The organism is Burkholderia sp. E168m23 (assembly GCF_016586125.1).
GTDB lineage: Bacteria > Pseudomonadota > Gammaproteobacteria > Burkholderiales > Burkholderiaceae > Burkholderia > Burkholderia orbicola.
Map to the genome: position 1 here is coordinate 1 of NZ_BCPP01001053.1, position 2312 is coordinate 2312.

The 2312-nt window shown below is 69.0% G+C and carries 2 protein-coding genes; both read left to right on the forward strand.

Annotated features, from left to right (window positions below; all coding sequences use genetic code 11):
* A partial coding sequence (hutH, locus tag JMF90_RS33895; protein WP_201326058.1) for a histidine ammonia-lyase occupies window positions 1-1306 on the forward strand: 1306 nt, incomplete at its 5' end.
* Between the two features lie 50 nt (window positions 1307-1356).
* Entirely contained in the window at window positions 1357-2112 is a 756-nt protein-coding gene (gene hutC / locus JMF90_RS33900) for a histidine utilization repressor (protein ID WP_201317235.1), read from the forward strand.
* Window positions 2113-2312 lie beyond the last annotated feature (200 nt).

Here is a 2312-nt window from a genome sequence, read left to right on the forward strand (position 1 = left end):
CGTGATCGTGTCGCCGGCCCAGCAGAGCACGTTGTCGCACAACATCCTGATGAGTCACGCGGTGGGCGTCGGCATGCCGCTCGGCGCGGCCGAAACGCGCGCGATCATCGCGGCCGCGATCAACAACTATGCGCATGGGCATTCGGGCGTGCGTGCCGACGTCGTCGACCAGCTCGTCGCGCTGCTCGAGCACGATTGCCTTCCCGAAGTGCCGGCGCACGGCTCGGTCGGGTACCTGACCCACATGGCGCACGTCGCGCTGGTTTGCGTCGGGCATGGCCGTGCGCGCCATCGCGGCGAACGCATCCGCGGCGACGAGGCGCTGCGGCGCATCGGGCGCGAACCGCTCGTCCTCGGCGCGAAGGAAGGGTTGAGCCTCGTCAACGGGACGCCGTGCGTCACGGGGCTGGCGGCGCTCGCGCTGGCCCGCGCGGAACGGTTGCTCGACTGGGCCGACTGGATCGCGGCGATGAGCTTCGAGAACCTCGGCGGGCAACTCGCCGCATTCGATCCGGCTTCGCTCGCGCTGCGGATTTCCCCCGGTATCGGGCAGGTCGGCGCCCGTTTGCGTGCGCTGCTGGCGGACAGCGGCATGCTTGCCGCGGCGAACGGCCGGCATACGCAGGACCCGCTCAGCCTGCGCACGATTCCGCACGTGCATGGCGCGGCGCGCGACGTGTTCGACGTCACGGCGGAGGTCGTCGATCGCGAACTCGCATCGGTCACCGACAATCCGATCGTCGCCGGCACGCGCGAGGCGCCGGCCGTGCATTCGCAGGCGCATGCGGTCGGCGCCGGCATCGCGCTCGCGATGGACAGCCTCGCGAGCGCGATGGCGCAGGTCGCGGCGATTGCCGAGCGGCGTCTCGACCGGCTCGTGAATCCGCTCGTCAGCGGGCTGCCGGCGTTTCTTGCCACGCCGGGCGGCAGCTGTTCGGGTTTCATGATCGCGCAGTACACGGCGGTCGCGCTGGTCGCGCAGAATCAGCGGCTCGCGGCGCCGGCGAGCCTCGACGGCGGCATCACGTCGGGGCTGCAGGAAGATCACCTGTGTCATGCGACGCCGGCCGCGCTGAAAGCGCTCGACATCATCGAGAACACGACGCGCGTGCTCGCGATCGAGCTGCTGGCCGCCGCGCAGGCGTACGATCTGCAGCCGGGCGAAACGGGGCGCGCCGCATCGACCGACGCGCTGTGGCGACACGTGCGCGAACGTGCGCCGGCGTATCACGACGACCGGCCGCTCGCGGACGATATCGCGATCGCGGCCGGCATCGTCGCCGGTGTGCCGCCGTCGTTGCGATGACGACGGTCAACGGCGAGCCGATCACCCTACATTCATTCGGTCGAGGGCGCATGAGCGAAACGGAACGCAGACTTTACGCCCGGCAGGCGTCGGCATCGGCCGACACCGTGCCGGCGCGGGCATTGCCGGCCTATCAGCAGATCAAGCGCTACGTCGTCGAGCGGATCGCGAAGGGCGACTGGAAGCCCGGCGGCGCGATCCCGACCGAGGCCGAACTGGTCAAGGAATTTGGCGTGGCGCGGATGACGGTGTCGCGCGCGCTGCGCGAACTGACGGCCGAGCGCGTGCTGACCCGCATCCAGGGGGCCGGCACGTTCGTCGAGCGCCGGCATTACGAGTCGACGGTGCTGGAGATCCGCAACATCGCGGACGAGATTGCCGAGCGCGGCCACCGGCACAGTGCGCGCGTGCTGCTGATCGAGCGCAGCGTCGACCCGGACGCGATCGATGCGCTCGGGTTGCGCGCCGGACCCGTGTTTCATTCGCGTATCGTCCATTACGAGGAGGACGAACCGATCCAGTTCGAGGATCGCTACGTGAATCCGGCGTTGTTTCCCGCGTATCTGGAACAGGACTTCACGCTCGAGACGCCGAATCACTACATGGTGCGACTGGCGCCGATCCAGCGCGCGGAGTTCCGGATCTACGCGGAGAAGCCCAATGCGCAGGTGCGTCGGCATCTCGTGATGGAAATCGGCGAACCGTGCTTGCTGTTGCGACGCCGTACGTGGGTCGGCGATCAGGTCGCCACGTCGGTCAGGCTGTGGCATCCGGCGTCGCGGTTTCATCTGGCGGGCAACATGTAGGGAAGCGGGGTGGCCCGATTGCTGCGTCAGCCGTGCCGGCCGGTGCCGCTGCATGGGGCGTGACGGAGCCCTGTCGTACCTGCATCGAAAGGCGATACACTGCGCGGGTTCCCGATTCGGTCGGGAGCGTCGGGGAACCGGGCGACCGCATCGCGGCGCCGGCGCGGATCGCACGACGGGCCCTGACTCATGCGAAAAAA

What these genes read in the sequence shown, in the direction of transcription:
- hutC (WP_201317235.1), top strand. Translation starts at nt 1,357, where the DNA reads ATGAGCGAAACGGAACGCAGACTTTACGCCCGGCAGGCGTCGGCATCG.